Source organism: Rubrivivax sp. A210 (genome assembly GCF_904426505.1).
Classification (GTDB): domain Bacteria; phylum Pseudomonadota; class Gammaproteobacteria; order Burkholderiales; family Burkholderiaceae_C; genus Rubrivivax.
This window is the reverse complement of sequence record NZ_CAJGBN010000002.1, coordinates 148,387-159,731: the sequence shown is the minus strand read 5'-3', so window position 1 is coordinate 159,731 and position 11,345 is coordinate 148,387. Positions and strand designations below refer to the sequence as shown.

Annotated in this window: 9 protein-coding genes; 7 read left to right on the top strand and 2 right to left on the bottom strand. The window is 67.4% G+C overall.

The annotated features are described in order from the left end of the window. On the bottom strand, positions 1-3,306 hold a 3,306-nt coding region (locus JMV16_RS04435; RefSeq protein WP_201492969.1), incomplete at its 3' end, for an autotransporter-associated beta strand repeat-containing protein. Between the two features lie 27 nt (positions 3,307-3,333). Further along, entirely contained in the window at positions 3,334-4,971 is a 1,638-nt protein-coding gene (locus tag JMV16_RS04430; RefSeq protein WP_201492968.1) for a ShlB/FhaC/HecB family hemolysin secretion/activation protein, read from the bottom strand. Between the two features lie 361 nt (positions 4,972-5,332). Here JMV16_RS04430 and tssA point away from each other — a divergent pair, with 361 nt between their 5' ends. The 7 genes from tssA to JMV16_RS04395 all read left to right on the top strand — a co-directional run bounded on the left by tssA (position 5,333) and on the right by JMV16_RS04395 (position 11,344). Continuing rightward, positions 5,333-6,397 carry a type VI secretion system protein TssA gene (tssA, locus tag JMV16_RS04425; protein WP_201492967.1) on the top strand — a complete coding sequence of 355 codons (1,065 nt, stop codon included), beginning with the start codon at positions 5,333-5,335 and terminating at the stop codon, positions 6,395-6,397. A 92-nt stretch (positions 6,398-6,489) separates the two neighbouring features. Further along, a complete protein-coding gene (gene tssB / locus JMV16_RS04420; RefSeq protein ID WP_201492966.1) occupies positions 6,490-6,990 on the top strand; it encodes a type VI secretion system contractile sheath small subunit in 501 nt (166 codons plus the stop codon). A 44-nt stretch (positions 6,991-7,034) separates the two neighbouring features. After that, complete coding sequence (gene tssC / locus JMV16_RS04415; protein WP_201492965.1) at positions 7,035-8,525, top strand: type VI secretion system contractile sheath large subunit; 1,491 nt, start codon at positions 7,035-7,037, stop codon at positions 8,523-8,525. A 118-nt stretch (positions 8,526-8,643) separates the two neighbouring features. Next, positions 8,644-9,132 (top strand): Hcp family type VI secretion system effector, encoded by a 489-nt coding sequence (locus JMV16_RS04410; protein WP_201492964.1) that lies wholly within the window; start codon positions 8,644-8,646, stop codon positions 9,130-9,132. 177 nt (positions 9,133-9,309) lie between these two features. Beyond that, positions 9,310-9,813 carry an Hcp family type VI secretion system effector gene (locus JMV16_RS04405; protein WP_201492963.1) on the top strand — a complete coding sequence of 168 codons (504 nt, stop codon included), beginning with the start codon at positions 9,310-9,312 and terminating at the stop codon, positions 9,811-9,813. Between the two features lie 92 nt (positions 9,814-9,905). Beyond that, positions 9,906-10,415, top strand: a complete 510-nt coding sequence (locus tag JMV16_RS04400; protein ID WP_201492962.1) for an Hcp family type VI secretion system effector — start codon at positions 9,906-9,908, stop codon at positions 10,413-10,415. Between the two features lie 125 nt (positions 10,416-10,540). Further along, positions 10,541-11,344 carry a type VI secretion system accessory protein TagJ gene (locus JMV16_RS04395; protein WP_201492961.1) on the top strand — a complete coding sequence of 268 codons (804 nt, stop codon included), beginning with the start codon at positions 10,541-10,543 and terminating at the stop codon, positions 11,342-11,344. Position 11,345 lies beyond the last annotated feature (1 nt).

Genomic DNA, 11,345 nt, shown 5'->3' with positions numbered 1-11,345 from the left:
GGCGTTGCCGGCGTTGCTGAGCACCAGCGTTCCGGTGCCGTTCTTGTCCAGGTTGAAGGCGCCACCGACTACGGTGCCGGCCAGCGTGAGCTGGGCGCCGCTGGCCACGTCCACCGTGGCCGCGCCCAGCAGCGTGAGCGTGCCGCCCAGGCTGGAGGTGCCGGTGCCTACCAGCGCACCGCCGCCACCGACACCGGTGCCGACCAGGCTCAGTGCCTCGGCGCCGATGATGGCGTTGCTGATCCGCAGCGTCGCGCCGTCGGCCACCGTGGTACCGGCATCGATGCTGCCCAGTGCGCTGGCGTGGGTGGCCACCAGGGTGCCGGCGTTGACGTTGGTGGCGCCACTGTAGGTGTTGGCGCCTGCGAGGGTGAGCGAGCCGGCGCCGATCTTGGTCAGCGCGAAGGCGCCGCCGACGGCGCCGCCCAGGCTCAGCGAAGTGGCGCCGCTGTCGACCCGGGTGTCGGCGGCCAACGTGACCGAGCCGCCGGCCACGGCGGCGCCGCTGGCCACCAGTGCGCCGGCGCCACCGACACCAATGCCGGCCAGGCTCAGTGCCTCGGCGCCGATGTCGAAGCCGCTGAGTTGCAGGGTTGCGCCGCTGGTCACCGCGGTGCCGGCTGAGGCCGAGCCCAGCGCGTTGGCATGGCCCACGATCAGCGTGCCGGCCGTCACCCCGGTGCCGCCGCTGTAGGAGTTGTCGCCACTGAGCGTGAGCGTGCCGGTGCCGGACTTGGTGAGGCCGCCGTTGCCGCTGATCGCGCTGGTGATCGTCGTGGCGCTGGGGGTGTCGCCGCTGACGGTGAACTGGCCTCCGGCCGCGACGCCCCCGTCGGCTACCGTCAGCACTTCGCCGCCGATGTTGCTCAGTCGACCGCCGACGCCGGCAACGATGGCCAGGCCGCGGGTAAAGGTGGCGGCGGGGCCGGTGTACTCCAGCGTGCCCTGGTGGGTGGCGTCGCCCAGCACCACGGCGCTTGTGGCGTCGCCCAGGCTGCTGGCGTTGCTGGCGACTGTCAGATCAAACGCGCGCAGCGTGCCGTCGGCAACCGTGGTCACGCCGGTGTAGGTGTTGAGATCGCCCAGCGTCAGCGTGCCCGCGCCGGCCTTGGTGAGACCGCCGGCGCCGCTGATCACGCCCGACAGCAGCAAGGTGCCCGGCACGTCCACGGGCATATCGGCCTGCAATGCGATGGCACCACTCAGGCTCGCGGCGCCCGTGCTGGCCAGGCTGCCGCTGGTGAAGATGAGGGGTTCACCGATGGCCACGCCGCGGATTTCAAGCTTTCCGCCATTGATCGTCGTGGTCGTGCCGGCGGAACTGCCCAGCGCGCCGGGACTGGTAGCGGCGGCCAGGATGCCCGCATTCACGGCGATGTCGCCGCTGTAGCTGCCGCTGCTTCCCGAGAGCACCAGCGTGCCCGCTCCGGCTTTCGTGAGGTTGCCACTGCCCGAAATCACGCTGGCAATGCTGGAAGTGCCGGAATTGAGCGTCCAGGTGCTGTTGGCGGTCAGACTGACGTCGCCGTCGATCGACAGGGTTGCGCCGCTGAGGTTGCCGCCGATCTGGTGAATGCGGTTGGCGCCGGTTCCGGCGTTGCCGCTGTTGCTTATCGAGAGAGCGCCAGCACCGGCGTTCAGCGTGCGGCCGCTGGGCACGGTGACGAATCCCTCGCCTGGTTGCCGGCTGCCAGTTACATGGTTGGCAGTGATCGAGATGCCATTTGCCGAGACATTCGCGTTGATCGTGATGTCGCGGCCGGCCTGCAGGGTCAGCGACCCGAGGCCATCGCCGCCCGTTCCGTCGACGGCGTTGGAGACCAAGATCGTCTGGTCAGCCTGCAACACCACCGAGGTCGTTTGCAGCAACAGTCCGAGGCCGCCGGCGTCGGTGCCCGCTTTGACCCTGGTGGTACCGCCGCCACCGAAATTGATATTGCCGGCGATGTTGTTGCCGCCGGTCTCGATGACGATGTCGTTCGGGTCAAGCAGCAGTGTCCCCATTCGCCCCCTGGCGGCGCTCAGATCGGCCGAACCCAGGAACTCGAGCGATTGCTTGCCGGAGACTTCGGCGTTGCCACCATGGCCACCCTCGACACCCCCCCGTGCGGTCAGCTGGCCATGAAAGCGCGTGGCCTGGTCAGACCACATCACCACGCTGCCCCCATCGCCGCTGACTGTTGCGTCGGCGGCAATCGTGGCACCGGGCCGGACGACCAGCATCTCGGCGTTGCGCACGTCGGGGTTCTTGCCCTGAAAGTCTCCACCCACGAGCACCCGCCCGCCGCCGACCGCGCCCGATGCGTCGACGGCAGCGCCGCTGTCCAGCATGACCCTTTGCCCCAGTACGTGGACCTCGCCCCCCCGCTCACCGGCGCCGAGCCCGCTGGCATCCACCGTGCCCCCCACCCGCGTGATGCCGCTATCCCCCCCATCGATGACCACCCGCCCGTCCCGCATCCCCAGCGAGCGCGCCTGCACCACGCCTTCGAGGTTGAGCACGGTGTCGGCGATGCCGGCGCGGGCGGCGGCGCGCAGTTCGATGCTGCCGCCACCGCTGGCCAGCACGTTGCCGAGTTGGGCCAGGCGCGATTCCAGGCCGTCGCTGCGGGCGTTGAAGACGATCAGGCCGTCGCCTTCGAGGTCGAGTTCCACTGCGCCGGCGGCGGCCACGCCGATGCGGCGGGCTTCGATGCGGCCGCCCGCGCCAATGGTGATGCGCGGCGCCACCAGGGCCACGGTGCCGTCGGCGGCCGTGATCTGGCCGTCCACCTCCAGGCTGCCGGGCTCGGCGGTGCCGGCGCGGCCCAGTTGCAGCCGGCCGGAGTTGATGTCGTCCTGGCTGATGGCCAAAGTACTGGCAACCAGGCTGCCGACATCGACGCGCGAGCCGGCGCCGAACACGATGCCGCGCGGGTTGATCAGCCAGACGCCGCCGTTGCTGTTGAGCTTGCCGTAGATCAGCGAGGGGTTGTCGCCCAGCACGCGGTTGAGCAGCACCGAATCGCGCCCCGGCTGCTGGACGTTGACGCGCTCGCCGGCGGCGATCGAGAAGCTGGTCCAGTCCAGGCCCGCCTTGGCGGTGGTCTGCTTGATGTCGAGCTGGCCGGGCGCGGTCTGGCGCACGGTGGCCTGGCCGAAGGTCGGCACCGCGCCCTGGGGCAGCGCGAAGGACGCCGGCGCGGCGCCGATCAGGCAGGCTGCCGCCAGGCTGACCGGGCGTTGCTGCAAGGCCCGGCGCCGCGCCGCCTGGCGGGTCCGGGGCTGGCGCAGGGCAGACGGGGTGGAGGGGGCGGGGTGGCTCATCTCGGGACCTCTTGCCGGGCGCGCCGGTCAGTTGAACAGCATCGCGGCCTGCAGGAACAGCCGGGCGCCCTTGTCTTCCTCGCCGCCGCGCGGCTTGCCGCTGCTGGCCTTGGCCAGGCTCAGGCGCAGCGAATACTCGCCCGGCCGCTGCCAGGCCAGGCCGAAGCCGGCGCCCGTGAAGGTGGCGGTGTTGGCCTCGGCGTTGGGCTGGTTGGTGATGCGCTGGCGGTAGCGGTACTGTACGTAGCCGACATCGACGAAGACGCTGGCGACGAATTCGCGCGCCATGCGGCCCAGCCATTCCTCGGGCGGCAGGATGCGCAGCTCGAGGCTGGAGACAGCGCCGATATCCCCCGTGCCCTCGCCGGCGGCGAAGGCCCGCACGCCGTCGGGCCCGCCAAGGCGGAACTGCTCGGTGTTGTCGAGGTTGTTGGCCGCGTACTGGCCACGCAGCGCGAAGTAGACCAGCGCGCGGCCGGTGATCAGATCCTGCAGCCGCGTGAAGCCGGCCGTGAACTTGCTGAACTTGAGATCGTCGTCGAGGCCGGCGGTGCTGCCGAAGGCGTACTTCACCTCGCCGGTCATCACATTGGCCTCGTAGGTGTTGACGCCGCCGCCCAGCAGGTCGTCGCGGAAGTCGCCGGTGGTGCCCAGCGAAACGGTCTGCACCGTCCGCTTGGTGCCGCCGTTGAGGTTGCGGTCTTCGTACTGCTTCTGTTCGAAGGAGGCGATCGTGAACAGGTTGAGGTTGCGTGCACGCACCACCGGGTAGAGCCCGTAGACGGTGCCGGTGTAGGCGGTGCCGTGCAGGTCGAGCGGGAAGAGGTTGCGGTCGAGCTGGTACTTGACGCCCGACAAGGAGCTGCCGATCTTGATGCCGTCGTTGCCCACCGGCGTGGTGTAGCCCAGCAGCGCGAAGCCCAGGCCATTGGTGGTGGAAGAGAGTGCGTTGGCGGTGAAGCCGTCGCCGCGGCCAAAGGGGCTGTTCACCTGCACCAGGCCCGACAGGCGGTACTCGCCCAGGGGCTTGGAGCCATTGGCATCGAACTCGGCCTTGCCGGTGACCACCTTTTCGGGGCTGGGCGTCACCACCAGCGACGAGGTGCCGGGCAGGCTGCCGGCCTGGATCTCGAAGCGCGACGTGATGCCGCGCAGATCATTGACGAGGAAGACCACGCGCTCGACATCGCGCACCTTGAGCACGCTGCCCGGTACCAGGCGTGCCAGGTAGGACTCGACGACCTCGCGGTCGACCGGCAGGCCATTGCGCCACTTGAGGATGACGCGGTCGAGGCGGCCTTCCATCACCGCCAGGCGTATCACGCCGTCTTGCGGCGACTGCTCGGGCAGGTAGGCGTAGCCGAGGTAGTAGCCCAGCTCCGACTGCATGTGGCGCGTGACCTCGGCGGCGGCGTTGCTGAGATCCTCGAAGCTGCGCTGCTTGCCGACGAAGCGGGCCGTCAGGCGGGGCAGGGCCGCGCGCACGGCCTCGGGGGCGTCGTCGTCGACGCGGTAGGCGCTCACGTCCAGGCGCAGGTCGCCCTCGGGCTTGCCCAGCTCGCGCGGCGGCGTCTTGCGCGTCGGCAGCTCGGCTGTTGACGGCGGCAGCACCTGGCGCGGGGCCAGTTCGGAAGCCGTGGGCACCTGGCTGCTGGCCGGGCGCACGGGACTGTTCTGCGCAAGCGCGGAACCCGGCAACACCATGGCGACCAGCGCCGACACCACCGCACAGCGTGCGGCCCGAACTCCGAAGATCCCCATCCCGGCCTCGCTGTCTATGCACAGTTTGTCAGTGCATGTTAATGCGCGGGCTGTGGCCGTGCCATGGTGGCTACTCCCCTGTCCGTGGGAGGCGCCGCCTCTGGCAATGGGGCAAGATCGTCGCCAAGCTGCTCGATGGTGGTGCAGCGGCCGGCCCTGCTAGGGGTTCTCAGCCGCACCCGATCCTGCGACATTGTGAGACGATCCGGGGTCTGCCCGAGACGCCTCGAACAACTCCCCCGTCGTCCTGGCCCGCCCAAGCTCCATGAGTGATCTAGAAGAAGCCGAAGCCCTGGTGAATGCCTGGCTTCAGCCATTGGGCGACGAGGCCGCGCCCTGTGGCCCTGATCTCGAATACGAACCCGAATTCCTCGAGCTGACGCAGGCCGCGGCCGGCAGGCCCGAGACCCAGTTCGGACCCGGCGAGCCACCCGACTGGCGCGGTGTCGTGCAGCGCTCGGAAGCCATGCTGGGCCGCTCGCGCGATCTGCGCATCGCCATCTTCTGGCTGCGCGGCAGCCTGCACCTGCAGGGCTACCGCGCGCTGCTGCCCGGCCTCAAGCTCATAGGCGGCATGCTCGAAGGCCTGTGGGACGTGGTCCACCCGCTGCCCGATCCGGACGACGGTGACCCCTATGCCCGCGTCAACGCGTTGAGCCTTCTCGCCAGCGGCGAAGGCCTGCTCACTGACCTGCGCCAGTGCGCCGTCGTGCGTGATCGCGCCGTGGGCCAGATCAGCGGGCGCGATGTCGAACTGGCCACGGGCCTGGCCCAGCCGGTGGGCGAAGAGGCAGTCAGCGGCCGCGAGCAGCTGGCACGCATGATGGCCGCCGTGGTCGAGCGCGACGGCGGGGCGCGCGACGACGCGCTGGCCACCGTGGCGGCGCTGCGCACGTTGCAGTCCACCATTTCTGACCGCTTCAGCAGCGCCGACGCGCCCGATCTCAAGCCGCTGCTGCAACTGGCCAACGCCGTCGCCGCGCTGATGCCGCGCGAGGTTGCCGAAGCCAGTCCCGACGCAGACGCAGAAAGCGCCGACTCTGAGGACGCGCCGGCGGCCGTGCATGCGCCGCCCGCCGCAGGCGGGCGTGGCCTGTCGGGCGGCATCCAGACGCGCGACGACGCGTTGCGCGCCATCGACATGGTCTGCGAATTCCTCGAGCGCACCGAGCCGTCCAACCCGGCGCCGTTGTTCCTGCGCCGTGCACGCCAACTGGTCAACCACAACTTCCTGCAGCTGATGAAGGAACTGGCGCCGACCATGCTGCCCGACGTTGCCCGCATCGTTGGCGTCGACCCCGACACGGTTGAAAGCCCCCAGGCCCCTTGACGAACGCCGGCGCATACAGCAAAACCTCGTTCTTGGCCTATCGCGAGAGCCATACCCCGTCTACCTACAGAGTGAGCCCCTAGGAGCCCCGCATGAGCAGCAGCCAGAAGTTCATCGCCCGCAACCGCGCCCCGCGCGTGCAGATCGAGTACGACGTCGAGGTCTACGGCGCCCAGAAAAAGGTTCAACTGCCCTTTGTGATGGGCGTGATGGCCGATCTCTCGGGCAAGCCTGCCGACCCGCTGGCCCCGGTGGCCGACCGCAAGTTCCTCGAGGTCGACGTCGACAACTTCGATTCGCGCATGAAGGCGATGAAGCCGCGCGTCGCTTTCCAGGTGCCCAACGCCCTCACCGGCGAAGGCAATATGAGCGTCGACATCACCTTCGAGAACATGGACGATTTCTCGCCGGCGGCCATCGCCACCAAAGTCGATTCGCTCAACAAGCTGCTGCAGGCGCGCCAGCAGCTCAGCAATCTCGTCACCTACATGGACGGCAAGGGCGGCGCTGAAGAACTGATCGGCAAGCTGATGAGCGACCCGGCCCTGCTCGGCGCCCTGGCTTCCAATGCCAAGCCCGCCGACGGCTCCTGAGCCGCACGCTCCCCTTAAAAGCACATTCGTTGGAGTAACCTAGCATGGCAGAAACCCAAGCATCGGCTGCGCTGGCCGGCGTCGAGATGGAAGGCAGCGACCTCGCCTCGCTGCTGCAAAAGGAATTCAAGCCCAAGTCCGACGACGCCAAGAGCGCCGTCGAGCAGGCGGTCCAGACGCTGGCGCAGCAGGCGCTGGCCCAGACCCAGCTGATCGGCAACGATGTCGTCGCCTCCATCGAGGCCATGATCGCGGCCATCGACAAGAAGCTTTCGGACCAGATCAACCTGATCCTGCACCACGACGACTTCCAGAAGCTCGAAGGTGCCTGGCGCGGCCTGCACTACATGGTCAACAACACCGAGACCGACGAGCAGCTCAAGATCCGCGTCATGAACGTCTCCAAGGCCGAACTCGGCAAGACGCTCAAGCGCTACAAGGGCACGAACTGGGACCAGAGCCCGATCTTCAAGAAGGTCTACGCCGAGGAATTCGGCCAGTTCGGCGGCGAGCCCTTCGGCTGCTTGGTGGGGGACTACCACTTCGACCAGAGTGCGCCCGACGTCGAACTGCTGGGTGAGATGGCCAAGGTGGCGGCGGCGGCGCATGCGCCCTTCATCACCGGTGCCTCGCCCAGCCTGCTTCAGATGGATTCGTGGCAGGAACTGGCCAACCCGCGCGATCTCACCAAGGTCTTCACGACTCCCGAGTACGCGGCCTGGCGTTCGCTGCGCGAATCGGAAGACTCCAAGTACATCGGCCTGGCTCTGCCGCGCTTTTTGGCCCGTATCCCCTACGGCGCGCGCACCAATCCGGTCGAGGCCTTCAATTTCGAGGAAGACACGGGCTCGGCCGACCACGGCCGCTACACCTGGGCCAACGCCGCCTATGCGATGGCCACCAACATCAACCGCTCGTTCAAGCAGTACGGCTGGTGCAGCCAGATCCGCGGCATCGAGTCTGGCGGTGCGGTGTCCAACCTGCCCACGCACACCTTCCCCACCGATGACGGCGGCGTGGATATGAAGTGCCCGACCGAGATCGCCATCGAAGACCGGCGCGAGGCCGAACTGGCCAAGAACGGTTTCATGCCGCTGATCCACCGCAAGAACAGCGACTTCGCCGCCTTCATCGGCGCGCAGTCGCTGCACAAGCCGGCCGAGTTCGACGATGCCGACGCCACTGCCAATGCCAACCTGGCGGCGCGCCTGCCCTATCTCTTCGCGACCTGCCGCTTCGCCCATTACCTTAAGTGCATCGTGCGCGACAAGATCGGCTCCTTCAAGGAAAAGGACGATGTGCAACGATGGCTGCAGAATTGGGTCATGCAGTATGTCGACGGCGATCCCGCGGGCTCGTCCGAGACCACCAAGGCCCAGTTGCCGCTGGCGGCGGCCGAGGTCGTGGTCGAGGAAGATCCGGCCAACCCCGGTTATTACAGTTCCAAGTTTTTCCTGCGGCCGCACTACCAGCTCGAAGGGCTGACGGTGTCGCTGCGGTTGGTTTCCAAACTGCCCTCGGCAAAGGCGGGCTAAGAAAACGTTGGGTTTCGACCTATCTCCTCCTTGTGGCTGTACAGGAGGACGCCCGTATGCCACGGGCGCTATTGCAGCGAAAACCGCCCCGTGATGGGGCAGCCAAGGAGAATGCACTATGGCAGCAGTTGACTATTTCCTGAAGATTGATGGCATCAAGGGCGAGTCCCAGGATGACAAGCACAAGGACGAAATCCAGCTCGAGTCGTGGAGCTTCGGCCTCACCCAGACCGGCTCGTTCGGACAGGGCGGTGGTGGTGGTGCGGGCAAGGCTTCGTTCCAGGACGTGCATTTCACGTCCCAGACGAATGCAGCGTCGGCCAAGCTCTTCATCGCCAGCGCCACGGGCCAGCACATCAAGTCGGCCATCCTGACCTGCCGCAAGGCCGGCGGCAAGCAAGAAGAGTTCCTGATCATCACGCTGTCGGACATCCTGGTGTCCAGCTACCAGACGGGCGGCCACGGTGCCGGCGGCGAATTGCCGAAGGACCAGTTTGCACTCAATTTCGCCAAGATCGAGTACTCGTACAAGGTCCAGGACGCCAAGGGCGCGCTGGGCGCGGCCATCAAGGCCGGCTACGACCTGAAGAAGAGCACCACGGTGTGATGCCCGCGCCCCTGCCGCCGTCCGGCGGCAGGGGGCTGCGGTGCCATGAACGAAATGCATTTCCTTGGGCCCTTGAATGGGCCCAACGTTTGCCTTGGCCCTTGCTCGGCGCAAGTGCCGGCTCTAGAGAGCAACAGGTGGGTCGCCCGGCGCCAGGGCGACTGAGGAGAGGTCAGAATGCCCGGCAATTTTCAGGATTTCACGCTCAAGATCGACGGTATCAAGGGCGAGTCGCGCGGGGCATCGACCAAGGACGAGATCGATCTCGAGTCCTGGACTTTCGGCATCACGCAAAGCGGTTCGTTCGGCTCTGGCGGGGGTGGCGGCGTCGGCAAGGTGCAGTTCCAGGACATCAGCTTCAGGGCGCGCATCAGTTGCGCCTCACCCAAGCTCATGGATGCCTGCGCCTCGGGCAAGCACATCGAGCGCGCTGTGCTCACCTGCCGCAAGGCCGGTGGGCGGCAAGAGGTTTTCTACACGATGACGCTCAGCGACGTGCTGGTGTCGGCCTACGACACCGGATATTCCGGTGTCAGGTCCGGTGAACTGCAGATGCCCATCGACCAGTTCTCGCTCAATTTCGCGCGCATCGAGACGGCCTATGGCCAGCAGGATTCCAAGGGCGGGGTGGGCGCGGCGATCAAGTCCGGCTGGGACTTGCGAAAGAACGTGAAGATCTGAGGCCGGGCCGGGCTTACTCCGGCCGGACTGACAGTGCAGGCGGCGGCCCGCAGCGATCTGCATGGGCATGACGCAATCTAGGAGCATTCGAAATGGCGATCAAGGGCGCGTACGGGCAAGAGGACTTCCTGCTGTACCTGGAAGGCATCAAGGGCGAGTCGCGAAACATCAAGTTCCCGGAGCAGATCGAAGTCGAGTCCTGGAGCTTCGGGCTCTCGCAGACGGGTTCATTCGGCTACGGTGGTGCCGGCGGCGGCGCCGGCAAGGTGCAGTTCAAGGAACTGAGCTTCGTCACCAAAATGTGCGCCGCATCGCCCAAGCTGCAAACTGCCTGTGTGACGGGCCAGCACATTCCGAAGGCGATACTGACCTGCTGCAAGGCTGGCGGTTCGCAGCAGTTTCCGTTCTACACCGTCACGCTGACCGACGTGCTCGTTTCGGGCTACACCATCAAGGCCGAGGGAGAAACCGTCCTGCCGCAGGATTTCGTGACGCTCAGTTTCGCCAAGATCGAAGTGGCCTACAGCACGCAGTCCGCAGGCGGCAACATGGGTGCCGCCATCAAGGCCGGTTGGGATCTGAACCGGAACGCGCCCGTTTGAACTCGCAGCCGAGGATGAGACACAGGGGCCGCCCGACTGCGCGCGCAAGAATGATCGATGCCTGTCGTGCCAACGGCCGCCAGTCTGCAATGATCGGTCACAGGTAGAACCAGCCGGGAAACCCCATGACGAACTCCACCGCCGCCCTTGAGGCCCTGCGCACGGGCGACGCCGCGCGCGCGCTCAAGTTGCTCACCGACCAGGTGCGCACGCATCCGCAGGACGCCAAACTGCGCGTCTTCCTGTTCCAGCTGCTGGCCGTGCTGGGCCAATGGGATCGCGCGCTCAACCAGCTCAAGGTGGCGTCCGAACTCGATGCCTCCACGCTGGCCATGGCCCAGACCTACCGCGAGGCCATCCATTGCGAGACCCTGCGCCTGCAGGTCTTTGCCGGCCAGAAGGTGCCAATGCTGTTCGGCGAGCCCGAGACCTGGGTGGCCTTGCTCATCGAGGCGCTGCTGCGCGAGGGCCGCGGCGAGCACGCGGCCGCCGCCGAGATGCGCGCCCGCGCGCTCGATGAGGCGCCGGCCAGCGCCGGCACGCTCGACGGCAAGCCTTTCGAATGGATAGCCGACGCCGACGGACGCCTGGGCCCGGTGCTTGAGGCGGTCGTCAACGGGCGGTATTACTGGGTGCCCTTCAGTCGCCTGCAGCAGGTGACGCTGGAAGCCCCGGCCGACCTGCGCGATGCGGTCTGGATGCCGGCCCAGCTGATGTTCGTCAACGGCGGCGAGACCGTGGCGCTGATTCCCGCGCGCTACCCTGACACCGAAATCGCGGCCGGCGACGCTCATGCGCTGGCGCGCGCCACCTCCTGGCGCGAGACCGCCCAGGGCGGCTGGGTCGGCCTGGGCCAGCGCATCCTCACCACCAGCGACAGCGAAGTGGCGCTGATGGACATCCGCTCCATCGCGCTCGCCGGCGCCTGAG